This window comes from Halomonas sp. A020 (assembly GCF_027943625.1).
Taxonomy (GTDB): domain Bacteria; phylum Pseudomonadota; class Gammaproteobacteria; order Pseudomonadales; family Halomonadaceae; genus Vreelandella; species Vreelandella piezotolerans.
Genome location: NZ_AP022850.1, coordinates 1,578,211 through 1,602,274, shown reverse-complemented (window position 1 = coordinate 1,602,274; position 24,064 = coordinate 1,578,211). Strand labels below are relative to the sequence as shown.

General features: G+C 58.5%; 21 protein-coding genes and 1 pseudogene. 8 read left to right on the top strand and 14 right to left on the bottom strand.

Annotation, left to right across the window (positions count from 1 at the left end; genetic code table 11):
• Window positions 1-800: 800 nt before the first annotated feature.
• The gene (locus FRH_RS07460) at window positions 801-1,742 is read right to left on the bottom strand and encodes a sodium-dependent bicarbonate transport family permease (RefSeq protein WP_153843168.1); all 942 of its coding nucleotides are present in this window, start codon (window positions 1,740-1,742) and stop codon (window positions 801-803) included.
• Window positions 1,743-2,058: 316 nt separating this feature from the next.
• Between FRH_RS07460 and FRH_RS07455 the strand changes: the two genes are divergently transcribed.
• On the top strand, window positions 2,059-3,015 hold the full coding sequence (locus tag FRH_RS07455; RefSeq protein WP_219862504.1) for a calcium/sodium antiporter: 957 nt from the start codon (window positions 2,059-2,061) through the stop codon (window positions 3,013-3,015).
• Here the strand turns inward: FRH_RS07455 and FRH_RS07450 are convergent.
• Entirely contained in the window at window positions 3,012-3,989 is a 978-nt protein-coding gene (locus FRH_RS07450) for a TAXI family TRAP transporter solute-binding subunit (RefSeq protein WP_219862501.1), read from the bottom strand. The genes FRH_RS07455 and FRH_RS07450 overlap by 4 nt on opposite strands.
• A 303-nt stretch (window positions 3,990-4,292) precedes the next feature.
• Between FRH_RS07450 and FRH_RS07445 the strand changes: the two genes are divergently transcribed.
• The 6 genes from FRH_RS07445 (at window position 4,293) to nhaD (ending at window position 11,953) form a co-directional block, all read left to right on the top strand.
• Window positions 4,293-5,078 carry an HAD family phosphatase gene (locus FRH_RS07445; protein WP_281998020.1) on the top strand — a complete coding sequence of 262 codons (786 nt, stop codon included), beginning with the start codon at window positions 4,293-4,295 and terminating at the stop codon, window positions 5,076-5,078.
• A gap of 21 nt (window positions 5,079-5,099) precedes the next feature.
• A complete protein-coding gene (locus FRH_RS07440; protein WP_231125598.1) occupies window positions 5,100-6,728 on the top strand; it encodes an ABC transporter substrate-binding protein in 1,629 nt (542 codons plus the stop codon).
• A 13-nt stretch (window positions 6,729-6,741) separates the two neighbouring features.
• Window positions 6,742-7,701: an ABC transporter permease gene (locus FRH_RS07435; protein ID WP_139527944.1), complete on the top strand. Its 960-nt coding sequence runs from the start codon at window positions 6,742-6,744 to the stop codon at window positions 7,699-7,701.
• Between the two features lie 37 nt (window positions 7,702-7,738).
• The gene (locus tag FRH_RS07430) at window positions 7,739-8,578 is read left to right on the top strand and encodes an ABC transporter permease (RefSeq protein WP_153843172.1); all 840 of its coding nucleotides are present in this window, start codon (window positions 7,739-7,741) and stop codon (window positions 8,576-8,578) included.
• Window positions 8,571-10,190, top strand: a complete 1,620-nt coding sequence (locus FRH_RS07425; RefSeq protein WP_281998019.1) for an ABC transporter ATP-binding protein — start codon at window positions 8,571-8,573, stop codon at window positions 10,188-10,190. The genes FRH_RS07430 and FRH_RS07425 overlap by 8 nt, the downstream gene beginning before the upstream one ends.
• A 284-nt stretch (window positions 10,191-10,474) precedes the next feature.
• Window positions 10,475-11,953: a sodium:proton antiporter NhaD gene (gene nhaD / locus FRH_RS07420; RefSeq protein ID WP_139527941.1), complete on the top strand. Its 1,479-nt coding sequence runs from the start codon at window positions 10,475-10,477 to the stop codon at window positions 11,951-11,953.
• 90 nt (window positions 11,954-12,043) lie between these two features.
• On the opposite strand, the pseudogene FRH_RS07415 reads toward nhaD, so the two are convergent.
• The 5 genes and pseudogenes from FRH_RS07415 to FRH_RS07395 form a co-directional block, all read right to left on the bottom strand.
• Window positions 12,044-14,563, bottom strand: a pseudogene (locus FRH_RS07415) (EAL domain-containing protein).
• Window positions 14,564-14,655: 92 nt separating this feature from the next.
• Window positions 14,656-15,327 (bottom strand): glutathione S-transferase, encoded by a 672-nt coding sequence (locus FRH_RS07410; protein WP_153843174.1) that lies wholly within the window; start codon window positions 15,325-15,327, stop codon window positions 14,656-14,658.
• A 240-nt stretch (window positions 15,328-15,567) separates the two neighbouring features.
• Entirely contained in the window at window positions 15,568-16,146 is a 579-nt protein-coding gene (locus FRH_RS07405; RefSeq protein ID WP_281998018.1) for an antibiotic biosynthesis monooxygenase, read from the bottom strand.
• A gap of 114 nt (window positions 16,147-16,260) precedes the next feature.
• Window positions 16,261-16,644, bottom strand: coding sequence for a hypothetical protein (locus tag FRH_RS07400; RefSeq protein ID WP_239286477.1), 384 nt, complete (start codon window positions 16,642-16,644; stop codon window positions 16,261-16,263).
• A gap of 9 nt (window positions 16,645-16,653) precedes the next feature.
• The gene (locus FRH_RS07395; RefSeq protein WP_139527937.1) at window positions 16,654-16,881 is read right to left on the bottom strand and encodes a DUF2835 family protein; all 228 of its coding nucleotides are present in this window, start codon (window positions 16,879-16,881) and stop codon (window positions 16,654-16,656) included.
• Window positions 16,882-16,954: 73 nt separating this feature from the next.
• On the opposite strand from FRH_RS07395, the gene FRH_RS07390 reads away from it, so the two are divergent.
• Window positions 16,955-17,590 (top strand): putative metalloprotease CJM1_0395 family protein, encoded by a 636-nt coding sequence (locus FRH_RS07390; protein WP_239296779.1) that lies wholly within the window; start codon window positions 16,955-16,957, stop codon window positions 17,588-17,590.
• A gap of 12 nt (window positions 17,591-17,602) precedes the next feature.
• On the opposite strand, the gene FRH_RS07385 is transcribed toward FRH_RS07390, so the two are convergent.
• From FRH_RS07385 to phnC, 7 genes are all read right to left on the bottom strand, one after another.
• Window positions 17,603-19,405, bottom strand: coding sequence for a GGDEF domain-containing phosphodiesterase (locus tag FRH_RS07385; RefSeq protein WP_281998017.1), 1,803 nt, complete (start codon window positions 19,403-19,405; stop codon window positions 17,603-17,605).
• Window positions 19,406-19,596: 191 nt separating this feature from the next.
• Window positions 19,597-20,049, bottom strand: a complete 453-nt coding sequence (locus FRH_RS07380) for a methyl-accepting chemotaxis protein (protein ID WP_239286480.1) — start codon at window positions 20,047-20,049, stop codon at window positions 19,597-19,599.
• Window positions 20,050-20,160: 111 nt separating this feature from the next.
• The gene (locus FRH_RS07375) at window positions 20,161-20,640 is read right to left on the bottom strand and encodes a C40 family peptidase (RefSeq protein ID WP_139527934.1); all 480 of its coding nucleotides are present in this window, start codon (window positions 20,638-20,640) and stop codon (window positions 20,161-20,163) included.
• A gap of 73 nt (window positions 20,641-20,713) precedes the next feature.
• The gene (locus FRH_RS07370; RefSeq protein ID WP_281998016.1) at window positions 20,714-21,343 is read right to left on the bottom strand and encodes a histidine phosphatase family protein; all 630 of its coding nucleotides are present in this window, start codon (window positions 21,341-21,343) and stop codon (window positions 20,714-20,716) included.
• A gap of 24 nt (window positions 21,344-21,367) precedes the next feature.
• A complete protein-coding gene (gene phnE / locus FRH_RS07365; protein WP_281998015.1) occupies window positions 21,368-22,183 on the bottom strand; it encodes a phosphonate ABC transporter, permease protein PhnE in 816 nt (271 codons plus the stop codon).
• A gap of 60 nt (window positions 22,184-22,243) precedes the next feature.
• Window positions 22,244-23,071, bottom strand: coding sequence for a phosphonate ABC transporter, permease protein PhnE (gene phnE, locus FRH_RS07360; RefSeq protein WP_139527931.1), 828 nt, complete (start codon window positions 23,069-23,071; stop codon window positions 22,244-22,246).
• On the bottom strand, window positions 23,068-23,943 hold the full coding sequence (gene phnC, locus FRH_RS07355; RefSeq protein ID WP_239286481.1) for a phosphonate ABC transporter ATP-binding protein: 876 nt from the start codon (window positions 23,941-23,943) through the stop codon (window positions 23,068-23,070). The genes phnE (FRH_RS07360) and phnC overlap by 4 nt, the downstream gene beginning before the upstream one ends.
• Between the last annotated feature and the right edge of the window lie 121 nt (window positions 23,944-24,064).

Below are 24,064 nucleotides of genomic sequence, written 5' to 3'. Positions count from 1 at the left end.
CCCACCCACCCCCGCCAGTACGGGGGCAAACAGTCGCGGAATTTGCCTATGCACGGCAAATTTTCAGGGGTTGGTTGTTGTTTCTTTATCACACCATCATGCCGCCTATGGCTCTATGCTCTGCATACCGTGGCCGCCGTTTCATAAATGCCACATTAAAAGCACTATCACGCTGATTTAACGGGTCTTTAGGCGAGCTGGCGCGAAGCCGAAAAGGTGCCCGCTTTCCGTTATGCTAGCCGTCAAACTCCCCCCACCGTAGGCACGCGATACAACAACCCAAAGCAACCCGGCGGCATGGCCTGGGGCGCTCCGGGCTGGCGCTTGGTATTCGTGTGATTTTGTCACGATATGGGTTAGGCAAAGGCAGCTAGCTAGGCACCCGGCCAATGGGGTATGGGGCGAAGCCCCATGCAGCGTAGCGGTAACGACAAGGCAGGATAAGCGAGGCGGCTTATTGGTCAACCGTCCACCACCCAGCCGCAAGCACCACCGCGCCTTTCATTGCCAAACAAGGGGTTAAAATGCACCTAAAGAGGTGGCATCCTATAAAATTATTTTGCCCCTAACAGCAGTACGCGGGTTCAAAGCACGGGTTAAGAGGTTTAGCACGTCACAAGCGGGGGCATAATTGGGGGCATATTTAAAAACACACCCAGTTAATATAAAATAAAAACAATAGCTTAAATTAATTTTAAGCGGGACGCCGCCTCCACCAGACACCCCACAAAAAAAGCACCTTCGGGTGCTTTTTTTGTGGCTCATCGTCAAGTGACGACGAACACTTAGCATGCGCTGGCTTACACCAGCAGCCAGTCGATCAGCTGGTGGTACAGTGGGATGCCGATCATGACGTTCAGCGGGAACGTCACCCCCAGGGATGCCAGCATCGCTAGGCCGATGTTGGCTTCCGGTATGGCCGCGCGCATGGCCGCAGGCGCGGCAATGTAGGAGGCACTGGCCGCGAGCGCTGCGAGAATCACCACCGAGCCCAGGGGCAGGCCCACCAGCGCGCCGACCAGTATCCCCAGCAGCGATAGGCAAAGCGGTGTCACGAGAGCGAAGGTGACGAGCCGCCAATGATGCCAAGGCATGGGGCGCAGCGTTTGCGCGGCGGTCAACCCCATTTCTAGTAGGAAGAGCGCCAGCACGCCTTTGAACGCCCCGGTAAAGAGCGCGGTGACTTCCGCCCCTTGAACCGGCCCGTACAGCGCGCCAATGGCCACGCCACCGGCGAGGAGAATCACCCCCCGGTTGGTCAGCGTTTCATGCCACAGCTTGCTCGTGCTCTCTTTGACCGCCGCGCCCTGATGACGCCGAAACAGCGCGATGGCGATCATGATGGCCGGTAGCTCCATCGCCACCAAGTAGAGCGTGACTTCACTGCCCACCGCTAGCTGGCGCGCTTCGACGTAGGCAAGCGCCACGGCAAAGGTCCCCGCACTGACCGAGCCGTAGTGAGCGGCGATACTGGCACTATCGGCGGCGGAGAGGCGCACGAAACGGCGCAACAGAGGCATCAGCATCAAAGGAATCAGCGCAGAGAGCAGCGCGACGCCCAGCAGCTCGGGCACTAGCCCCCAGTGCAAATTGCCGTAGAGCGCCATCCCGCCTTTCAAGCCAATCGTCAGCATCAACAACAGGCTTAGCGTATCGTAAGTGGCCTTGGGCACTTGCAGGTCCGATTTCACCGCCCCCGCCAGCAGTCCCAGTAAGAAAAACATCACCACGATATCTGGCATTTTTCATGCTCCGTCATAGGTAAAAGAGTCAGCTCACTGAGCTTCGGGCGAGGCGCGCTCTGGCGACTGTACCGCGCGCATCATACGCTGCTCACGCATAATTCCCACCCTCGCATGGTTTGCTCGGCGCTCACTGCGGTGTCACTCCCCGTCACGCACTATGCTATCGAGTTGATTGGCAACCGCCTACCGTGCCTGCTGCGTTTAATTCTTTTATGATGCGTTGCCCACGGGGGCTTGCAGGCCTAACGAACTGAGCTAATGTCATAAGCCTAAGCTTGGCAAACGACCAAGCGTATCAAAAGGAAGATGACACATGCTGTATGGGTTGAGCTTACTGGCCGGTATCGTGCTGCTGTTCGGTGGAGGGGAAGCATTGATACGCGGCGCCGTCGCCGGTGCCAAGCGTATGGTGGTATCGCCGTTGCTGACGGGGCTGGTGGTCGTGGGGTTCGGTACTTCGGCCCCGGAACTGGTGGTCTCGATCGATGCCGCGATACGCGAGCAGCCCGATATCGCCGTGGGCAATATCGTCGGCAGCAATATCGGCAATATTTTACTGATTTTAGGGCTATGTGCCGCCATTTGCCCCATGACGGTTCAACCTCTGGCGCTAAGGCGAGATGGCGTCGTGGTCGTCGGCGCCAGCGTGCTATTCATCGTACTTGCCTGGAGCGGTGAACTGGCCCGCTGGGAGGCTGCACTGCTGCTGCTGGCCCTCGCCGCCTATTTGGTATGGGCTTACCGCACCGAGCGACAACAGCCGCTGCCCGAAGGCGAGATGCACGCCGCCGAAGCGGAGGAAGTCACGGCCATTCCTACGTCGACCGTCATGATCAGCGTCGCGCTGGTCGTGGGCCTTGGCATGTTGATTGGCGGTTCGCAGCTACTGCTCTATGGTGCGATTGGTCTCGCCCAGGCCATGGGCATTTCCGAGGCGGTCATCGGCTTGACCATCGTTGCGGTCGGCACGTCGCTGCCGGAGATGGCCGTCTCGGTGATTGCGGCCCTCCGCCGTCATGCCGATGTCGCCGTCGGGAATATCCTGGGCAGCAATATCTTCAACGTCCTGGGGATATTGGGGATCTCTGCCTGTTTGCAGCCACTGCCCATTGCCGAGCGAGTCAGCCAGTTCGATCAATGGGTCATGCTCGGCTCGGCCGCTCTTCTCCTGCTGTTTCTTTATACCGGCATGCGCCTGTCACGCTGGGAAGGCGCAGCGCTGCTGGGCGGCTATGCAGCCTATATTGCGCTGAGCTTTACGATTTTTTAACGCACATGGGCAGGCAGCTCCATACCCGCTTCTTCGTAGTAGCGTCGCGCGCCTGGGTGAAGCGGGGTCGTCAGGTGGGTGAGCAGATCCGGTGTGACGCTTCCCCACCAAGCGGACTGCTCTGCAAGCCAAGGCTGCTGCTCCCAGAAGAGCTTCGTGAGGCGGTAGGCCGTCTCTACATCCATCTGCTCGGTGGTGTAGGCAACTACCGGCATCGACGTCGTGTGCGTGGGCTGAGCGATGCCGGGGTAGGTGCCGCCGGGAATCACCTGAGGCACGGCGCCCGTCTGAGCGATTTGTTCAGCGGTAAAGCTCACCAGGGTAATGGGCACGAGCGAGGCCGTTTCGATGACATTCGGCGTGGGGTAGGAGCTGGCCGTGACGAACGCATCGATTCGGCCTTCCCGAAGCGCTTCAGGGCCATTGGTGATCGACGCATCCGCTAGGCGCACGCTGTCTTCCAAACCGAACAACCGGAAGTAGCGTGCGGCTTCACCTGCGCTGAAGGTGCCCCGCCCGATCAGCACGTGTTTGCCGCTCAGCGCATCGATCGAGGTCGTACCGTCATCGCCTGCCATCACGAAATGCATGGTCAACGATGGCACGGGAAACAGTCCGCGAATGGCACCGAACCGTTCGCTATCATGACTGGCAAAGACACCTTCGCCCGCCTGTGCTTGAGCGACGAGCGCAGGGGGCGCGGTAAACACATAGCGCTCCTGCCGATTCATCACTTCTTGAATGTTTTGTACCGAGCCCTGGCTCTCTTCATTGGTCAGCAAGAGCGTCTCGTTGCTTCCCTGTCGAATGGCCTGGGCAAGCTCGCTCCCCATTTGATGGTAGGCCGTCCCTGCGAGCGCCGACTTGTAAGTCATCCGTGTTTGCGCCTGGGCCACGGGCCCCAGGCTCGCCATCGTCAGCGCGAGCGCCAGTACACTACCAAGGCGAAAAAAAGAGCATATACGGGCACGCATTCAACGTCCTTTGCAATCATGGCCTTCTCGGCCTGATGGATCGACTCGTCACCCTTCGCGTGACACACAACACCGTTAGCATAGCGGCATATTCTCCCTTGCGTTAGTCGCCCTTAGCGCTAGATGGCGCTCGCCCAAATGGGCGTCTTTTGTGCGCTGTGCATCGGCTGTCATCAACTTGACATCAACGGTGGGATTACCCAGGCTAAATCACTTTTTCGATTGAACGTTCAAAAAAAATCTTGGCGATGGCTCAGTGCGCCCGCCACTAAAAGAGAAGGCGTTTCAACGTCATCAAACCACATGCCCCAACTCAACGTACAAGGTGTTACCTACCCCATCGATGCCATTTTATTCGATAAGGATGGCACGCTACTCAATTTTGGTGACCTCTGGATTGGCTGGTTCGATCAGCTCATCACCACGGTCAACCGCCGCCTCGCCACGTTTTCGTCACCGCCCCCGCCCCCGCCCCTCGCTTTTGCCGAGCTTTATCGTCGCGTGGGGATCTACCCCGACTCCCGGTTGTGGGATCCGACCGGGCCGCTCACCATTGGCTCGCTGGACGACATTGTCACCATCGTGGCGCTCAGCCTGTTCGAGGGCGGCTTGGCGTGGAACGACGCAACGGAAATCACTCACGACGCGCTCCAGTCGCTCGATGCATCGCTCGATTGGTCGCGCTGCGTCACCCCCGTGGCGGGACTTCTCGGCTTCGTCGCTCGCGCTCGCCATGCAGGCGTTCAATTGGCGGTGGTGACATCAGATGATCATCGCAACGCCCTGCGTCATCTCTCCCTTCTTTCGCTTGCGGACCACTTTTCCGTGGTGCTGGGGCACGACCAAGTGCCACGTGGCAAGCCCTTCCCCGACATGGCGCTCGCTGCCTGTCAGCAGCTTGGCGTCACACCCGAGCGTACGCTCATCATTGGCGACTCCAATGGCGATATGGCGATGGGAAAAGCCGCAGGCCTTCGGGCCGGTATCGGCATCTGTGCGGCGCCCCATTTGAGCGGCGAGCACCTGACACTCGCCGCTCACGTGATTCGCGATTACGACACACTGGCCTTTGGCACCTCGCTTCGTTAAACCAACCTAGGGAATCAACGCATGAAAAAAGAACACAACGCACCCACCCACATGCACCCATCGATGGCCGCTTTAGCTCGACAGGCCACCCAAGGCCAGCTGTCGCGACGTGACTTCATGCGCCGCGCCATGGCCCTTGGCATGGCCGCCCCCTTTGCCGCCTCGCTGCTGTCAGGCCAGGCGTTTGCCAACACCGGTACGCCTCAGCGCGGCGGCATTTTGAAGGCCGGTATGCAGGGCGGCGAATCGACCGATAGCCTCGACCCGGCGAGCTGGACCAGCCAAGTGCAGCACTCGTTTGGCCAATCGTGGGGCGAGGCCCTGACCAACGTTTCACCAGAGGGCGAGCTAACGCCCCGCCTTGCGGAAAGCGTCGAGTCCTCGCCGGATGCGCGTACCTGGGTCTTCAAACTGCGTCGCGGCGTGCAGTTCCACAACGGCCAGGAGATGACCTCTGCAGACGTCGTCGCCACGCTGCAGCGCCACTCGAACGAGGACTCGCAATCGGGTGCGCTCGGCATCATGCGGGGCATCGAATCGATCCAGGCCACCGACACCTATGAAGTCACGATCGTGACGCTCGAACCCAACGCCGACCTGCCGTTTCTGCTGTCTGACTACCACCTGATGATCCAGCCCGGTGGCGGCATCGACGACCCGGCAGCGGGTATCGGCACCGGCCCTTACAAGGTCGTGGAGTTCCAACCCGGCGTGCGCCAGATCGCCGAGCGCTTCGAGGGCTACTGGAACCCCGACGAGTACGGCTTTGCCGATCAGATCGAGATCACCGTCATCAACGACCCCACCGCGCGCATTTCTGCCCTGCAGAGTGGCCAGGTTCACATGATCAACCGCGTCGAGCCCCGCGTCGTGGAGATGGTGCAGCGCCTGCCCAACATCGTCATCAACAATACGTCGGGACGCGCGCAGTACGTGTTTCCGATGCACTGCGATACGGCACCGTTCGATAACAACGATCTCCGCCTGGCACTCAAGTATGCGATCAACCGTGACGACATGGTCGAGCGCATTCTGCGCGGCTATGGCAGCGTGGGGAACGACTTTCCGATCAATGCCGCCTACCCGCTCTTCCCCGATAGCATTCCTCAGCGCGAATTCGACCCCGAACGCGCCAACTATCACTACAAAAAATCGGGCCACAGTAGCCCCATCGTCCTGCGCACCTCGGACGTTGCCTTCCCTGGCGCCGTCGATGCGGCACAGCTGTTCCAGCAAAGCTGCGCCCAGGCAGGCATCAATATGGAGATTCGCCGCGAGCCCGGCGACGGTTACTGGTCAGAGGTGTGGAATAAACAGCCTTTCTGCGCCTCTTACTGGAGCGGCCGCCCCACCCAAGACCAGATGTACTCGACGGCGTATATCTCCAGCGCCGACTGGAACGATACGCGCTTCTTCCGCGATGACTTCGATGCCCTGGCGCGTGAAGCCCGCGGCGAGCTGGACACCACCCGCCGTGCCGAGCTTTACCACGACATGGCGATGATGGTGCGCGATGAAGGTGGCTTGATATTGCCGATGTTCAACGACTACATCGAAGCGACATTAAATAGCGTCGGGGGCTGGTCAGCGCACCCCATGGGCGAGATGATGGCGGGCTTTGCACTCTCGAAGTGCTGGTTGGCTTCCTAAACCGGACCTTGCTATGAACACCTTTGTCATCAAACTGATTGCCCAGCGCTTGGCGCTGGGCCTGTTACTGCTGCTGGCCGTATCGGTGCTAATCTTCGTCGGCACGCAGCTGCTGCCAGGCGACGTGGCACAGTCCATTCTCGGCCAGAGCGCCACACCCGAAGCCGTGGACAACCTGCGCCGCGAGCTGGGTCTCGACCAGCCCGCTTGGCTACGTTACCTCGACTGGCTCGGCGGCATACTGCAAGGCGACTTGGGCACGGCGCTCTCCAATCGTCAGGATATTGGCGAGTCGCTTTGGGGCCGTGCGGGCAATACGCTATTTCTGGCCTTTTGGACGGCGGTGGTCGCCGTGCCGCTGGCGATTTTGTTAGGGCTCGTGGCGGTGCGCTACCAAAACCGCTGGCCAGATCGGGTGATTTCAGGCACCACGCTGACGGCCATTTCGCTGCCGGAGTTTTTCATCGGTTACCTGCTGATCTACCTATTTGCCGTGAAGTTCAACTGGTTCCCCAGCGTCTCCACCGTATATAGCGGCATGAGCCTGGGCGAGCGCCTACATGCCATCGCCCTACCTGCTGCGACGTTAACGCTGGTGATTCTCGCCCATATGATGCGGATGACGCGGGCGGCCATTTTAAGCGTGATGCAGTCACCTTACATCGAAACGGCGGAGCTCAAAGGCCTGGGGCTGTTTCGCATCATCGCGCGACACGCTTTTCCCAACGCCATTGCCCCGGTGGTCAACGTGGTCATGCTGAACCTCGCCTTCTTGATCGTGGGCGTCGTCGTGGTCGAGGTCATCTTCGTTTACCCGGGCATGGGGCAGTATTTGATCGACCATGTGTCCAAACGCGATGTGCCGGTGGTGCAGGCGGTCGGGCTCCTCTTCGCGGCGGTTTACATCGGGCTCAACATGCTGGCGGACATCATTGCCATCGTCACCAACCCGCGACTGCGCCACCCCAAATAAACCGCTGAACACCGTCACCAGACAGGAACGCAACACCATGTCGATATGTTTAACGCTGCTGAAACGGATGCCAGTGACCGCGCTGATCGGCCTGCTGCTCACGTTCGGCTTTTTAGTGATGGCGCTTTTTGCCCCTTGGCTCGCGCCTTACCCCATGTCCGAAAGCGTGGGCGATATGTGGATGGGGCCATCGGCCGAGTTCTGGCTAGGCACCGATAATCTGGGCCGCGACCTGCTCTCACGCCTCATACATGGCGCGCGCACCACCATGACCATTGCGGCCCTCGCCACGGCACTGGCGTTCTCCATTGGCTCGGTGCTGGGCATCCTGGCGGCGGTCTACGGGGGCTGGGTGGACCAGCTCATTTCGCGCGGCGTCGATATCGTCATGTCGATACCGACGCTCATTTTTGCCCTGGTCATTTTGTCGGTGATGCCTAGCACCGTGCTCATGCTGATCGTGATCATGGGCGTGCTGGATTCGACCCGCGTGTTCCGTATTTCCCGGGCGGTGGCCGTGAACATCAACGTGATGGACTTCGTAGAAGCCGCGCGCCTGCGCGGTGAGGGTAAAGGCTGGATCATCTTCCGCGAAATACTGCCCAACGCCCTCACACCGCTGGTGGCCGAGCTGGGACTGCGGTTCATTTTTGCGGTGCTGTTCCTCTCCTCGCTATCGTTTCTGGGTCTGGGCGTTCAGCCACCGGAAGCCGATTGGGGCAGTATGGTGCGCGAAAACCGCCAGGGCATCGTGTTCGGCGTACCCGCCGCGCTGATTCCTGCGGCGGCCATCGCGCTGCTGGCCATCTCCGTGAATTTGGTCGCGGACTGGGTGCTACGCCACACCACCGATCTAAAAGGAGGCCGCCGTGGCTGATACGCTGTTAGACATTCGCCATTTGACCATCGACGCCACGGCCTACCCACCCGGTGAGGCGCCGCAGGAGATCACCATCGTCGACGACGTCAGTTTCACCCTGGAGCGCGGCAAGGTGCTGGGCCTGATCGGCGAGTCGGGTGCGGGTAAATCGACCATTGGCCTGTCACCCGCGGGCTACGGGCGTGGCGGCATTCGCTTGAGCGGCGAAGTGTGGGTCAACGGCCGGGATATTCTGCAAGACACCCCCAAAGCGCTGCGCAAGCTGCGCGGCAAAACGGTGTGCTATGTGGCGCAGTCAGCGGCGGCGGCGTTCAACCCCGCCCAAACGCTGATGGAGCAGGTCATCGAAACCACGCTGCTGCATGGCCTGGCGACACGCCAAGAGGCCGAAGCGCGCGCCGTAGAGCTGTTCGGCCAACTCGGCTTACCCGACCCGGAACACTTTGGCAGCCGCTACCCCCACCAGGTATCGGGCGGGCAGCTACAGCGCGCCATGACCGCCATGGCGCTCTGCCCAAAACCCGACCTGATCATTTTTGACGAACCCACGACGGCACTCGACGTCACCACGCAAATCGACGTGCTGGCGGCCATCAAGCGGGCCATCCACACCACGGGGGTTGGCGCGCTCTACATTACTCACGATCTCGCCGTGGTCGCACAAGTCGCGGACGACATTCTCGTGCTGCGCCGGGGCGAGAAAGTCGAAATGGGCAGCACGGCACAGATCATCGAGTCGCCCCAGGAAGCCTATACACAAGCGCTGGTCGCGGTACGTTCCATCGCGCATACACCAAAACCGCCTTCACCTACGCCGCTGCTAGCGGTCGAGGATGTCAGCGCGGCCTATCATCAGAGCGGCCTCAATGTGTTGGAGACGATCTCTCTGTCGGTGAGCGCCGGCCAGACGCTGGCCATCGTGGGCGAGTCCGGGTCGGGTAAATCGACCTTGGCGCGGGTCATCACCGGGCTGCTGCCCCCCAATCGGGGCCAGCTGCACTTTGCAGAGACGCCGCTGCCCCACACCCTCGCCGAGCGCAGCAAAGAGACACTGCGCGAGCTGCAGATGATCTACCAAATGGCGGACGTAGCCATGAACCCGCGCCACACGGTGGAAACCATCATTGGCCGCCCGCTCACGTTCTATTTTGGATTGAAAGGCAAAGCACGCCGTGAACGCGTCATCGAGTTGCTCGACGCCATCGAGTTAGGAGAAGCGTTCATCGACCGCTATCCGGCCGAGCTCTCGGGCGGGCAGAAGCAGCGTGTGTGCATTGCCCGTGCGCTGGCCGCCAAACCCAAGCTGATCATTTGCGATGAGGTCACCAGCGCGCTCGACCCGCTGGTGGCCGATGGCATTCTCAAGCTGCTGCTACGGCTGCAGGCTCAGGAGAACGTGGCCTATCTGTTCATCACTCACGACCTAGCGACCGTCAAGGCGATTGCCGATAGCATTGCAGTCATGCATCAAGGCCAGGTGGTGCGTTACGGCAAGCGTGACACCGTGTTGAGCCCACCTTTCGATGCGTACACGCAAAAGCTGTTGGCGTCGGTGCCCCAAATGAAGCAAGGGTGGCTTGAAGAGGCACTCACGACCCACCACGATTAACCAATCATCGAACCACTCATTGAACCACGCATCGACCCAGGCAGCGCGCTTTCGTCTACTCGGTCGATGCACTATCTTCGTCTTTGGTTTAATCCGCTAAATTTCTTACACTACTGAGCATAATTTACTATTAGCAGAACGGTTAATTTCCTAAAAAAAGACGTCATCACTAAGCGATACGCCGTATTCATTCGGTTTAATTCCGTATTGCGGCGCAATATAGCTTGTTAAACTGGCGACGCTTATTCCCCCTTCTTTTAACCCATTATAAGGATAAACACGCCATGTTGACGCTACATCATGACCCAGGCCAGCCTCGATACTCTCGTTGCTGGCCTTTTTTGTTAGCGACCTTACTATTACTGTTCACTCCAGCGGCCTTTGCGGTCACCGGTGATGTGGATTTGACCACATCAGCCGTCGGCTATATTGCCGTGGTGGTCTTCGTACTGGCCTATGCGCTCGTGATGGCCGAAGAGAAGATTCACATGCGCAAATCCAAGCCGGTGTTGGTGGCCGCGGGCATCATCTGGGGACTCATTGGCTGGGTATACGTTCAGAACGGGATGTCGGAGACGTCCGAGTACGCGTTTCGCGTGACGCTTCTGGAGTTTACCGAGCTAATGCTGTTCCTGTTGGTGGCGATGACCTATATCAACGCCATGGAAGAGCGACGTGTCTTCGATGCGTTGCGCTCTTGGATGCTACGCAAAGGGTTCAACTATCGTACGCTGTTTTGGCTGACCGGGGGATTGGCGTTCATTCTTTCGCCCATCGCCGATAACTTGACCACGGCTCTTTTGATGTGCGCGGTCATTACCAAAGTGGCCGAAGGTGATAAACGCTTTATCAACTTGGCGTGCATTAACATCGTCGTCGCGGCGAATGCGGGTGGCGCCTTTAGTCCCTTTGGCGATATCACCACACTGATGGTCTGGCAGGCCGGTATCATCCAGTTCCAGGAGTTCTTTATCCTGTTCATCCCCTCGCTAGTGAACTTCCTGATTCCTGCGGCGGTAATGAGTCTGTTCATCAAGGATCAAAAGCCCAGCAGCGTGTATGAGGACGTTCAACTGAAGCGCGGCGCGCGGCGTATCATCGCGCTCTTTTTGCTCACCATCGTCACGGCCGTTCTCTGCCATACGCTGCTCCACCTGCCGCCGGTTTTGGGCATGATGACAGGGCTGGGCTATTTGCAGTTCTTTGGCTACTACCTGCGCCAAAGTCTGCCCCGCTCGTTGGAACGCAAACGTGAACGCTACAGCCGCCTGGGCGACAACAAGAAGTTGGAGCAGCTTGGCGGCGTAGTGCCTTTCGATGTATTCAGCCGTGTGGCACGTGCCGAGTGGGACACGCTGCTGTTCTTCTACGGAGTGGTGATGTGCGTCGGTGGCCTGGGGTTCATGGGCTACCTGGGTCTGCTCTCGGAAGCACTCTATACCGGCTGGAACGCTACTTGGGCCAACATTGCCCTAGGGGTGGTCTCGGCCGTGGTCGATAACATCCCAGTGATGTTTGCGGTGCTCACCATGGAGCCGGACATGTCCCACGGTCACTGGCTATTGATCACCCTTACGGCAGGGGTCGGCGGTAGCCTGCTGTCGATTGGTTCCGCCGCCGGGGTGGCGGTCATGGGGCAAGCGCGCGGCTCCTATACCTTTTTGGGCCACCTGCGCTGGTCGCCGGTGATCTTGCTTGGCTACATCGCCAGTATCGCGGTACACATGTGGCTCAACGCGGGAAGCTTCGGCGTTTTTGGCTAGCGTCCTTCTGAGTGTTCGCGTAGTGCCCACCCAGGTCACCTGGGTGGGCATTTTGTTATAGGGGCATCATGATTCGACAAGCGGTGTGTCTCAATAACTCTCGAACAGGTACTCGATGGGCGTAGGGCGACCAAACAGGTAGCCCTGATAGCGATAGCAGCCGTGGCCTTTTAGCCAGTCTAACTGCTCTTTTTTCTCGACGCCTTCTGCGACCACCGTCAGTCCAAGGCTGACCGCCAATAGGATGGTAGTGTCCACGATGGCGGCATCGGTCTTGTCGGTGAGTAGTTCGCGAATGAAGGATTGGTCGATCTTCAGCTCGTCCAAGGGCAGGCGCTTTAGATAACTCAACGAAGAATAGCCAGTGCCAAAATCGTCCAATGCAAAACGAATGCCCTGCGCGCGCAGTTTGAGCATGGTATTGCGCACGCGCGTGGGCTCCCGCATCAATAGGCTTTCGGTCACTTCTAATACCAGCCGACCCGGCGGTGCTTGGGTTTGTGCCAGCAACCCTTCGAGGTTACGCACGAATTCAGGTTGCTGGAACTGTACCGAGCTGACGTTCACCGAAATGGTCAGTCCTGCATAGGCAGGCTGATGCGACCACTTGGCCAGTTGCTCGCAGGCGCACTGCAGCACCCAATAGCCGATGGGCACGATCAAACCGTTCTCTTCCGCCAACGGAATAAACGTGCCTGGCGATACCCAACCGCGCTGCGGATGGTACCAGCGCAATAGCGCCTCTACACCGATAGTGGCGCCTTGATGGTCGACCTGCACTTGATAATGCAGCGCCAGCTCGTTACGCGACAGGGCTTGGTGCAAATCACCTTCGAGACTTGCCCGCTCCAGCACGCTGGTCTGCATGTCGACATTGAAGAAGCGTAGCGTATTCCCCCCTGCGGCCTTGGCCTGCTACAGTGCCATGTCGGCCTGCTGCAACACGCTATTGACGCCCTGTCCTGCGCCGTCGAAAAGCGTAATACCAATACTGGCGCTAATCGGCAGGGCACGGTCGTTGCGCAACTGCGACACCGTTTCCAGCAGCTGGCGGGCCAGTCGCTCGGCGTGGGCAGCGGCCTCACTTTGCCGCTCCCCCAGCCCGTTGACCTGCACGACGAACTCATCGCTACTAAAACGTGCCAGCGTCGCATCGTCACTCAAGCGCTGTTTGAGATGCTGCGCCACATTGACCAGCAGCTGATCGCCACTTTCGTGGCCTTGGATGTCATTGACCAGACGGAAGTTATCCAGGTCTACGATCAGCACGGCGCTGTAACCGCCACCCTCCTCTTCCGGGTCGGTGGCCTTTGCCAGCGACTCGATCAACAAACGCCGATTGGGGAGTCCCGTCAGCGCATCGTAAAACGCTAGGTGATGGGTGCGCGACTGCATCTCCAAGTACTCGGTCAGCTCGGTGGAGATCCCGCACAGGCACGGCGCTTCGCCGGGAGACATCTCCAAAGGCATCTTGATCGATAAGAAGGTGCGCACCCGCTCTTCACCTTGCAGGACGTTATGCTCTTCGACCGTTATTTTTTTGCCCGACGACAGCACTTGTCGATCGTTTTCGGCCATTTCGGCCGCGCTGCCAGAATCGAAAAAAGCATCATCACGCTTACCGAGTATCTCTTGGGGAGAACGTTGGAACAGCTCACTGATTTGCCGGTTGACGTAACGATATTCGAGCGACGGCGTTTTGATATAGATGTAGGCATCGACGCTGTCGAGTATCGTCGCCAATAGGTGTTCGTTGGTGGAAAGCTTGGCGCGATTGATCGTCACACGTCGTTTGAGCGTTAACGTCGCCACCACCGCGGCCACTAGTACGATGAGTAACCCACCCAAGACCCACCAAAGCCACGTTGGGACCAGCGTATCGACTCGACTGCCCGAGCGCCAAGCACTCAGGATGTCGTAATACACCGAGTTCATATCGTCTTTCCAGGCGAGCAACGTGGCATCGATGCGCTCTAACCTATCAACGGCAAAGGAGGGCGAGGCGGCATAAAATAGCCGAGAAGGCTGGAAAATGATCGGCGTTTCGCGCAGACCATAATCTCTCGCCCGCCAGTCGCCAAAAAGGTGGTTGGAAGCCACCAAGTCCGCCTCGCCGTTGGCCACGGCTTGAAATCCCGCAGCGAAGCTATCCACCGGCATCCAGATGACGTTAATACCGAAGCGCTCGGTCACAGCAGCCAGGTAGCTCTGCTGGATCGATCCATCCACCACGGCGACGCGCTGCTGCTCTAAATCGAGGATGGCTTCCACACGAGGATTATTGGCTTGATAGAGCTGGGACCAACTATGCATGACGGGCTCATGGTGAAACGCAAAACGCCCTGCTCGCTCTTCGCTCCAGGCCACGTCGGGCAATAGATCGATCTCGCCCTGCTCCAGCAGCGTCAAACATTGCTGAAAATCACACAGGTGGCTCTCGAGCTGCCACTGCTCCTGCTGGGCCATAGCGTCCAACAGCTCACCCAACACGCCACGCAGTTGGCCCTGCTCACCCACAAACAGTTTAGGCGGATTATGGTAAACCCCGACTCGCAACGGAATATCTGCCTGCGCCGCAACGCTCCACCCTAGACACACAAGCAGTGCCATAGACCCGAAGGTAGCGCCCATCAAGCGCTTGGCAGAACGGTTGCTTGGCATCCGGTTCACCGCGAACACTCCCTTGTGCCGCATAGTAGGCGTTACTCACCCGGCATGGTTAACGGTCCCGCACGCTCCACCACGCGCTTCCATGCAGGATCGCTCTCTACTCGATCCACGAACGCCGCGATAGAGGGATAAGCGGACAGCGACTGCGTCGCTTTTAACGCCTGCAGCGGAAAACTCATTTGAATATCGGCCCCACTGGGCCACTCGCCTGCAAAATGGCCTCGGGTCTTAAGATGCTGCTCGATCATGTCCATATGCTGCGTTAGCTGAGGCTGAATGAAACGCTTACGCACCGTATCGCTAATACCTTTGGCCAGTGGCTTGACGAACCAAGGCGACTGTTTAGGCACTTGACTGAACACCAGCCCCATGACCAATAACGGCATTAACGAGCCTTCCGCGTAGTGTAGCCAATAACGATAGTTGACCCACTCCTCGCCCGCATCGGCGGTCGGCTGACGCTGGCCGTCATCGTAACGGTTCACCACGTAATCGATGATGGCTCCCGACTCCGCAATCGTTAACTCGCCATCGGTAAGGACCGGCGACTTTCCCAGAGGATGCACTTTTTTTAACGCCTCCGGCGCCTGCTGCGTCTTACTATCCCGCTGATACACTTCTAACTCATAATCGAGATTTAATGACTCCAAAAGCCATAAAATTCGATGCGAGCGAGACTTTTCAAGATGGTGAACGCGGATCATAACGGCTCCATAAGGCGACTTGATACACTCACTATGAGTGAATGTCAGTTATCCATTGACTGCAAGCCATCTCAGCTTAGCACTATTACGGCGTTGAACCTCATGGAGAAAGCGGAAGCCACTGTGCAAATGCAACAAGAGGCGAAAATCTCTTTTCGCCTCTTGTAGGCATAACGTGATAAGCCCTTGTTTTATTGATATTTTAATATTAAAAGAGCGTCTCAGTGCGATGATCACGCCCTATGCCCTATATTGCTGTTTCAAACGGGTCAAAAGATCCAGTGGTGACCATTTACCCTGTAACCAAGGGGCCAATAAACGCGTCGAGAGTGGAATGAATACGAACACCATGACTGGCGTTAGCATTAAGGTGCTGACGAGAACGCGGGGCACTAACGCCCAATCGGCGAGTACGCCGCCGAAGAGCCACTGAAACAGCAGTGAAATCGGGAAAAAAGCCAGCCATACGGCCACGGCTTGCTTCCAGCGGGGCGGTGTAACACCCGGCCCTACGTTGAACCACGTGTCCAGTCCCGTCGCGCGGTGCTCGTGGGGTGCATCGTATAGCCCTTTGCCACGCACCAGCCACGCATGACGCGATGCCGAGTGCTCCCAAGCGGCCAGCGAGGCTTGGTTTTCGAAACGAAAGATAATCTGAAACTCATCGTCTTCTTGAGGAGGGGCTAGGACGCCTGAGCCAAGGTAGCCAGGAAAGTCCGCCGCCAACTCACGCCCTTCGTTGAGCCAACGATTGAAATCTTGGTAGCGGCCCTTCGCGACACGGCGAGCCACCATAAGTGTGACCGGCAAGGTAGACATGGGTGATCTCCTAGTGGGTGAGCAGCCATCGCCGGGTAGGCAAGCTGCAGACGATCAGGCGGGTAATCCTGATACGCGTCCCCATTATACAGGCAATATTAATGCCAGGTAGATCTATCGACGCGGCACCGGGTGACGACGCTCTCCACGTTGAAACGCACGTACATGTTGATAAATATCGATCGCGCTTTGAATGGCATCGGCCTCTAAGGCATCTGGCTGAATCCGTGGTCCTTTAACACCTCCTTGCGTACGTAACACTTCGTCCACATCGTTGCGATAACGCGAGAGGAGATGCTCGATATTCATACGAACGCGGTGAACTTCTAAATTAAACGCTTGACGCTGCTCGGTACGTTTAACGATATCGAGCGGGTTCTCTGACGCGTTAATCAAACTATCTAGGGTGTTGCACACTAAACGCTCAGCAGTGTTTAAGTTGGGGATCACCGCGTACATCAATTCGTAAAGCGTCATCGTGGCGTCATGCTGGTGCATAAAGCAGGCTCAACTGCGGTTGATTGGAACAATATGGTGAAAGCGGCCTTGATCGGTAAACAGTATCCGAAACACACCATGCACCCCCTCTTGTCCTACTACCCGCTGTAAGGCATGAGCCGGAAACACCACCCAACGGCCATCCACACTGCGCGCCCGAACGTTGTCGTAGCGGCCTTCATAGTAAGCCAAACAGTCGGTGACACTTAGATGAAGAATGACATCGATCGAGTGCATAACGTTGCGCAATTCGGCTGGCTCACAGATACTCTATACTAACTGAATTGGCCGCAAATATCGGTAATCGCTCATGGATCTTTCCTCGATCAACGCCTATCACGCCTCATCTGCAGGCTTGACGTCCTCGACGCTGCCTGCGGCACGTGTCACGCGCAGTGGTATCGAGCGTGACGCTGGTGCCGAACGTTCGCAGAGCGCTCAATCCTCGGACGATGTGAGCCAACGTGAAGAGAGCCGTGCAAGCGATGCCCCTACCGGCCCCACCCGGCCCGATGGCACGCCGCTGGCACCGGAGGAGATTCAGCAGCTCGAACAGCTCAAGCAAACCGATCGCGAAGTACGCCAGCACGAAATGGCCCACCAAACCGTCGGCGCTCCCTACACCGGCGGCGCGACCTATGAGTACGAAGTGGGTCCGGACGGTAAACGCTACGCCGTCGCCGGTGAGGTATCGATCGATTATGGCCCCGTACCGGGCGACCCCCAAGCCACGGTAGAGAAGATGCAAACCGTGATTGCAGCAGCGCTCGCCCCTGCTGACCCTTCACCGAAAGATCTGCAAGTGGCGGCTCAAGCCCGGCAATATCTACTAGAAGCCAAGTTAGAAGCCGCGCGTGAGCAGAGCGAAATGAACCAAGCCCGCTCCGAGGAGCCAGACGACGTCGCCGTCAATGACGAACCCCAGCCACCCGAGCAGGCCGCCTAGCGGCTTGATGCCTCATTGTAAGGTTGCCAGCCCTCTCCAATCTTGCCGTGTGGGCCAGTGGGACAGCCACTCAGCCATCGCCTCCGGTGGCATGGGGCGCGCAATGCCATAGCCTTGAGCTAGCTCGCAACCCAGCGACATGAGCGCCCTGGCATGGTCTAACGTTTCAACGCCTTCTGCCAGCATGGGCCGCTGAAACCGGTTGGCCATGTAAATCACGCTTTCCACGATCGCCATATCATCTTGATCGATGAGCATGTCACGCACGAAACTCTGGTCGATCTTGATCAGATTGACGGGGAGCTGGCGTAAATGTGTCAGCGACGAGAACCCCGTGCCAAAGTCATCGATGGCAAACCCGACGCCCAATGCCTGACAGCGCGCCATGTTTTTCAGTGCCGCCTTCACGTCGTGCATCGCCGCACTTTCGAGCACTTCGAGCTTGAGCAGCGACGGTGACACGTTGGGGTAACGTGCCAACAGCTCTGCTAGACGCTGGCTAAACGTATTCACCAACAGATGTGAAGGACTAATGTTGACGTTAACCGGCAGCGCCATCCCTTCGCTCTGCCACAGCGTGAGCTGACGCAGCGCGCGCTCCAGCACCCACTCCCCCAAGTCCACCTCTAAAGGCGTACCATCGATGATCGGTAAAAAGTCACCGGGGGAGAGAAGCCCGAGCTCGGGATGCTGCCAGCGGATAAGCGCCTCGACACCTACCACGCGGCCGCTGCGCATATCGACCTGCGGTTGATAGAACAGGCGAAGTTCGTCATGGTGAATCGCATCCATGAAACGCTGACGCTGCTCGTGACGCACCTGCAATCGACGGTCCTGCTGAGAGTCGAAAAAGTGGTAGGTATCCCGCCCGCGCTGCTTGGCTCGGTACATCGCCTGATTGGCGTGGCGCAGCAACACGTCGCCCTGGACGTGATCGTCAGGGTAGCGAGTAATGCCCAGGCTGGCGGTGAGATAAATCGTCTGCCCTTCGATCAGCAGCGGCTGACGCAATGAGGCGAGTAGCTTCTCGAAAAAGGCTTCCTCGACACCGTGATGCAGTAGCAAAACGAACTCGTCCCCACCAATTCGGGCCAGCACGTCATCCCCAAAAAGCAGGTGGCTGATACGCTGTGCAAATGCTGCCAGCAGCGCATCTCCTATGTGAGGGCCCAAACGATCGTTGATGCGCTGAAAATGGTCGATGTCCAGCGCGCACACGGCCAGCGATAGCTGACGCTGCTCGGCATGCTGAATCGACTCCTGAATCAGTTGGGTCAATAGCTGTAAGTTGGGCAGGCCGGTCAAGGCGTCAAAATAGACTTCACGATTCAGATGGCGCGCGTGTGAGGGAATGGCGGATAAGTCCGCCAGTACGATCACGTGATGATTCACCTGCCCCCGCTCATCGCGTACACGGTTGATCGACATCATGCCCGGATAATACTGACCGTCATGGCTACGATAGCGAATCTGCCCTTTGCTACGATCGCGAAGCTGCAGCTCTTCACGCATCAAACGCGTCGTACGGCTGTCATCCAAGGGCAGAATGCTAAACGCCTCGGGGGTTTTTCCTTCTACCTCGCTCAACGCCAACCCCGTCAGCTCACTAAAAGCAGGGTTGACATCGACGACGGCGTTGTCGGCATTGGTAATGATGATGGCTTCGTTGGCGTAACGAAAGGCCGACTCGGCGGGTGTCAGAGATGTATGGGAATCGAAGATCGAGATCGCCACAGCGTCGGCAGATATGGACGCCGGGCGAGGGTTTGGCTGAGGCAAAGACTGCTCCTTTATGTCATTCAAGGGCGGGCTCATGCGTCTCTGCTCTCCTCTTATAAGCGTTGTTGATTTAATGTCTTTTGGTCATATTAACACCGTCTTTTGCCCCGTGTTTTAGATTCAACAGCGCTGAATCAACGCGCTTTTATTGCCCTCGTCTCGCGTCTGCATCCATTGCCTAGCGCGTACCAGGAAGTAGGAGGCTCTCTGGTACGCGCATCGTCGCGCTATCGATTATAAGCAAGCTGGCGATGATCGCTCATAACGGGCTCTGTCACTTGAAACCGGCTCACAAGTGCCGACATCTCGTCGGCCTGCTCATCCAGCGAACGACTGGCCGTGGCCACCTGCTCTACCAATGACGCATTCTGTTGCGTGACGTCCTCTAGCTGAGCCATCGCATGGCTAATTTGCTCGACCCCGGAAGACTGCTCTTGGCTCGCCGTGGCAATCTCATCGACCAACGTAGCCACTTGCTGCACACGGTTAGCAATATTGGCAAGCGTAGTGCTCGTCGTGGACACGAGTGATTCACCTTTGCAGATGCGTGCCACGTCGTTGTCGATAGCAGCCACGATCGATGTGACCTGTTCGTTGGCCTGATGAATCTGCTGCATGGCTTGGCGTGCCTGCATCGCGACCTCGCCGGTCACCCGTTGGGCTTGATGAGCATTATTCATCAAGCTTGCCGCGTTTTGCGGCAGAGGGACAAGGGGTCGGCCAGCAAAATACGGCGAGTGTATCGTGTGCTCACGAAAGGTTATTGACCTAAGTCAGGCTTGTCTCACGTCTTAGGGCGCCACCGATGCCGCGCCTAAAAAGCGTTGCTGCCAATAGTCGATATCCAGCGGTACGCTTACCACAGCGCGGCCGCTACCGGGAGCGTGAATCATCTGGCGGTTACCGCCGTAGATGCCCACGTGGGTGGCTTTATTGCCATCGCCGAAAAAGAGCAGGTCGCCAGGGCGGGGAGCGTCGACTTGGGGAAGCGCACGAAACTGGCCGTCGGCGGTGCGTGGCACGCGAATACCTGCGGCGCGGTAGGTCATCTCGACGAGGCCGGAGCAGTCCAAACCGTCGGGAGAGTTGCCACCCAAGCGATAAGGCGTGCCGATCGCCTGCTGGGCATGGGAGAGTATCAGCGCGCGCTCCATCGACATACCCGCTGGCGAGCTGGGCGCGGGGGCCATGGCCACGTCGTTACTGGCACACCCTGCCAAGAGCAGCAGCATGAGCAGCGCAAAAAGAGATGAACAGCGAGTCAACGGCATGGCAACGCTCCAAAAAACGTGTTGCTCTTATCATGGCCTAAGCGCCGTTGACCCGCTACTGCTTCACGCGCGCTTACCGGCCGACCCACTCGATAAACGTGCTCTCGCCCATAGCATGGCGTTCGTGGCGTAGGCGGCTCATGGCGGCATAGGGCAGATCCATCACTAGACCGTTGCTGAGCGGCTGCTCTAACACTTGACGGAACAGGGCATTGCAGACGAACAGATGGGCCACCACGAGCACATGTCGACCAGGAGGATTCGCCAACAGCCGCCGCCACGCTTCGCTGACCCGAGCATCCAGCTCGGCATAGGTTTCTCCGCCAGGCGGTGCGGCGCGGGCGGGGTCGAACCAGAAAGCGTTCATCTGCTCCGTGCCCTCTTGGGCGTACACCTCGGCGTACGTTTTACCTTCCCACTCGCCCAGGTACAGCTCGGCCAAGTCCTCATCCACCTGTACCGGTAGGTCGAACTCCTCCCCTAACCAGAGCGCAAATTCGCGGCAACGGGCCAACGGCGAGCTCACAATGGCATCATAGGGCGGCCGACCCTCCATCGTGTGACGCATGACGGCATCGGTCACCTGCTGCCAGCCTGTTTCGCTGAGAGGGTGGTCGGTACTGCCCCGTAGCATTCGCCCACCTTGGGGTTCACCGTGGCGCATCAGATCGATCGTCGTGATCTCAGCATGGGGAAAGCGCATGGCGATTCTCCTAACGGGTACGGATTAAATGATGGCGTGACGTACGCGAGCCGAGACCCATTCCGATACCAACACCGTGGTAAAGATGAGCACGAAAATCACGCTCACCTGATTCCACGCTAAACTGTTGATCGACGCATTGAGCTGTAAGCCAATGCCGCCCGCACCGACGAGCCCGAGCACTGTGGACTCGCGGATATTGATGTCCCAGCGATACACGCTGATGCCTGCAAAGGCGGGCATGATTTGCGGCAGTACACCATAACTCATGACCTGCAAGCGACTTGCGCCGGTGGCACTGATGGCTTCCACCGGCGTGGGATGAATCTCCTCGATGGCCTCATAGAGCAGCTTGCCCACAAAGCCAATCGACCGCAGGGCAATCGCGATGATGCCCGCCAGTACGCCGGGGCCTAGAATGGTGACCAGCAGCATGGCCCAAATCAGCGAGTTGATCGAGCGCGAAGAGACGATGATCGTCAGCGCCACGCTGCGCACGAGAGGATGCGGCGTGGTATTGCGGGCGGCCAAAAACGCGACGGGAAATGCCATCATGATCCCCAGCGCAGTGCCCAAGGTAGCGATGTTGATCGTGTCCCACATGGGCTGCCAGAGCTGGCTAGCATACTCCCAGCGCGGCGGCACCATACGACTGATCAAGTCGCTGCCCTGGCGGCCCGCGTCCTCTACGAACACCCACATGGTGTTGTCGGAGATCACTTTCCAGCAGAGTAAGAACAGGCTAATGCCCGCCAGCCAAGCGACGTACTGCAGCCACTGGGCGCGGCTGGTGCGCCGCTGCCACTGCGGCACGCCTTGAGAAGAAGTGGTTACCGGCATGGAGGATTCCTCTTGCCTTTCAGATTGGATAAAGGGATAGCCCACACGCCTAACGCCATGCTACTGCGTCCAACGACGCACATGGCTAGAGGCATATTCGCTCATGAGTACGATGGCGATGATGATCAGCAGGATGGCGGCCGAGGTGCCGTACTCGTAGCGGCTAAGCGACGTATTGAGTGTCGCGCCAATCCCCCCGGCTCCGACGATGCCAATCACCGACGACTCGCGGAAGTTGATATCCAGCCGGTACATCGAGAGCCCGATCAAGCGCGGCATCACCTGCGGCTGTACGGCGTGGTTCATGGTTTGCCACCAGCTGGCACCGGTGGCGCGCACGGCTTCTACCTGTTTCCAGTCGAGGTCTTCGATATCTTCCGCCAGCAGCTTGGCCATGAAGCCGATGGTGGCAAAGGCCAAGGTGAGCATGCCTGCAAAAGGACCAAAGCCGAACATCACCACGAACAGGATGGCAATGATGACCTCCTGAAAGGTGCGCGAAATCGCGATAATTGCCCGACACACCGCATACACCGGTAACGGCGCAATATTTTTGGCCGCGCCTAAGCCGACGGGAATGGCGAGTAGAACGCCGATCACCGTCGAGGTCAGCGTCATGGTGAGGCTTTCCAGCAGGCCTGCCAGAATGTCGCTTTGACGGCTGACGAAATCGGGCTGCAAAAACGCGCCGAGGAAGTTCAACGCGCGCCCGGCCCCTTCCGCCACCCGCGCCCAATTCACTTCCACCGAAGCGAGCGCCAGTACAAGGTAGACCACTCCCCCCAGCACCAACGCCCAACGCAGGCGGCGGCTCTCGATCAGCGGCAGCCGCCGCCATTGGCCCTGCCGGGCCGCCTGCTGGCGGGCTCGCGTGTCTATCGTGCTCATTGAGCGCCTCCACTCGCCAAGCGGCCCTGTTGCGGTGTTTGAGGCGCGCTGGCCGAGGGTGACGGTGCGGTACGCGGTGTCACCTCCTGGTGCTCTTCTTCGTCGTCATCGGCAGGCTCTGGTGTGGTGTCCCACTCCTCTTCACCGTAAATGGTGGTCAGCATCTCGCTGGTCAGCTCGCTCGGCTTGCCGTCGAAGACGATCTGCCCGGCACGCAGCCCAACGATACGGTCGGCAAACTGCTGGGCCAACGCTACGTCATGAATGTTGATGATAGCGGCCAGCTCGCGCTCGGCGCACAATTCACGAATCAAACGCATGATTTGGCGGGAAGTTTTCGGGTCTAGACTGGCTGTGGGCTCATCCACCAACAGCAGTTTGGGGCTTTGCAACAGCGCCCGGGCGATGCCCACCCGCTGACGCTGGCCGCCGGAAAGGGCATCGGCGCGTTTATCGATCGCGTGGGGCAAGCCAACGCGCTCCAGCAGTCGAAACGCTTCTGCCACGGCCTCCTGAGGATAGCGGCGCAAGAAACTACGCCAGAACCCCACATACCCCAATTGGCCCGACAGGACGTTTTCCATCACGCTCAGGCGGTCCACCAGCGCATACTCCTGGAAGATCATCCCCATGGCGCGGCGAGCGTGGCGCAGACGGCTACCCGAGAGTGTCGTCAGCTCCACATCGTCTAATCGAATGCTGCCTTGCGAGGGTTCTACTAGTCGGTTCACGCAGCGAATCAGAGTGCTCTTTCCCGCGCCAGATGGGCCAATCAGCGCCATGACCTGCCCTTTGGGAAGCGACAGCTGAATATCGGTCAGCGCGCGATCGCCGGTTGGGTAGCGTTTGCCAACGCCGGTGAGTGTCAACATGGGAAGTGCCTCAGTGTCTGATACTCAAGTGCTTATATGAATAAGGGCTTATGTCATTAGCTACATAGCGGCTCGGCCAGAAGGTCGCCCTCCTGGCCGAGAAAACGCACGGAATGACGGA

Coding starts and splice junctions, on each gene's coding strand:
- FRH_RS07455 (WP_219862504.1), top strand. CDS start 2,059: ATGCTGTATGGGTTGAGCTTACTGGCCGGTATCGTGCTGCTGTTCGGT.
- FRH_RS07435 (WP_139527944.1), top strand. CDS start 6,742: ATGAACACCTTTGTCATCAAACTGATTGCCCAGCGCTTGGCGCTGGGC.
- nhaD (WP_139527941.1), top strand. CDS start 10,475: ATGTTGACGCTACATCATGACCCAGGCCAGCCTCGATACTCTCGTTGC.
- phnE (WP_281998015.1), bottom strand. CDS start 22,183: ATGCCGGTAACCACTTCTTCTCAAGGCGTGCCGCAGTGGCAGCGGCGC.
- FRH_RS07460 (WP_153843168.1), bottom strand. CDS start 1,742: ATGCCAGATATCGTGGTGATGTTTTTCTTACTGGGACTGCTGGCGGGG.
- FRH_RS07450 (WP_219862501.1), bottom strand. CDS start 3,989: ATGCGTGCCCGTATATGCTCTTTTTTTCGCCTTGGTAGTGTACTGGCG.
- phnE (WP_139527931.1), bottom strand. CDS start 23,071: ATGAGCACGATAGACACGCGAGCCCGCCAGCAGGCGGCCCGGCAGGGC.
- FRH_RS07410 (WP_153843174.1), bottom strand. CDS start 15,327: ATGATCCGCGTTCACCATCTTGAAAAGTCTCGCTCGCATCGAATTTTA.
- FRH_RS07430 (WP_153843172.1), top strand. CDS start 7,739: ATGTCGATATGTTTAACGCTGCTGAAACGGATGCCAGTGACCGCGCTG.
- FRH_RS07440 (WP_231125598.1), top strand. CDS start 5,100: ATGAAAAAAGAACACAACGCACCCACCCACATGCACCCATCGATGGCC.
- FRH_RS07445 (WP_281998020.1), top strand. CDS start 4,293: ATGCCCCAACTCAACGTACAAGGTGTTACCTACCCCATCGATGCCATT.
- FRH_RS07395 (WP_139527937.1), bottom strand. CDS start 16,881: ATGCACTCGATCGATGTCATTCTTCATCTAAGTGTCACCGACTGTTTG.
- FRH_RS07380 (WP_239286480.1), bottom strand. CDS start 20,049: ATGAATAATGCTCATCAAGCCCAACGGGTGACCGGCGAGGTCGCGATG.
- phnC (WP_239286481.1), bottom strand. CDS start 23,943: ATGTTGACACTCACCGGCGTTGGCAAACGCTACCCAACCGGCGATCGC.
- FRH_RS07390 (WP_239296779.1), top strand. CDS start 16,955: ATGGATCTTTCCTCGATCAACGCCTATCACGCCTCATCTGCAGGCTTG.
- FRH_RS07400 (WP_239286477.1), bottom strand. CDS start 16,644: ATGCACCAGCATGACGCCACGATGACGCTTTACGAATTGATGTACGCG.
- FRH_RS07385 (WP_281998017.1), bottom strand. CDS start 19,405: ATGAGCCCGCCCTTGAATGACATAAAGGAGCAGTCTTTGCCTCAGCCA.
- FRH_RS07405 (WP_281998018.1), bottom strand. CDS start 16,146: ATGTCTACCTTGCCGGTCACACTTATGGTGGCTCGCCGTGTCGCGAAG.
- FRH_RS07375 (WP_139527934.1), bottom strand. CDS start 20,640: ATGCCGTTGACTCGCTGTTCATCTCTTTTTGCGCTGCTCATGCTGCTG.
- FRH_RS07370 (WP_281998016.1), bottom strand. CDS start 21,343: ATGCGCTTTCCCCATGCTGAGATCACGACGATCGATCTGATGCGCCAC.